Raw genomic sequence first — 496 nt, 5'->3', positions numbered from 1 at the left:
ATAGGCATCGCGCTGTTGCTGGCGGCGCTGGCCATTCTGTTTTCCGGCGACCAGCGCATCGCCTCGATCTTTGTCGGCGCTACCGTCTTCGCCTTCCTGGTGCTGCGCGTGGTCTGCGCACTGGTGCAATGGGCGGCCAGGAAGAGCCCGCGCGTGCGCTTCGTGGCGCTCAGGCTCGCTATCGGCAACATCCATCGGCCAGGCGCGCTGACGCCATCGGTGGTGCTGTCCTTGGGGCTCGGCCTGACGCTGCTGGTGACGCTGGCGCTGATCGACGGCAATCTCAGGCGGCAGATCTCCGGCAGCCTGCCGGAACGGGCGCCGAACTTCTTCTTCGTCGACATCCAGAGCGCCGATGTCGCGTCGTTCTCGGCGCTGATCGGCAAGGAGGCGCCGCAGGGTGTGCTGGCCAAGGTGCCGATGCTGCGCGGCCGGGTGATGGCGCTGAACGGTATCGATGTCGACAAGGTGAAGGTGCCGGCGGAAGGCGCCTGGG

General features: G+C 67.1%; 1 pseudogene. It reads left to right on the top strand.

The features are described 5' to 3' along the window. Positions 1 to 496, top strand: a pseudogene (locus tag EN964_RS36915) (ABC transporter permease); the annotation flags it as partial.

Origin of the sequence: Mesorhizobium sp. M7A.F.Ca.CA.001.10.2.1 (assembly GCF_003998575.1) — a bacterium.
Classification (GTDB): Bacteria; Pseudomonadota; Alphaproteobacteria; order Rhizobiales; family Rhizobiaceae; genus Mesorhizobium.
Note: the sequence above shows the minus strand (reverse complement) of the source record. Positions and strands in the feature narration are given on the sequence as shown.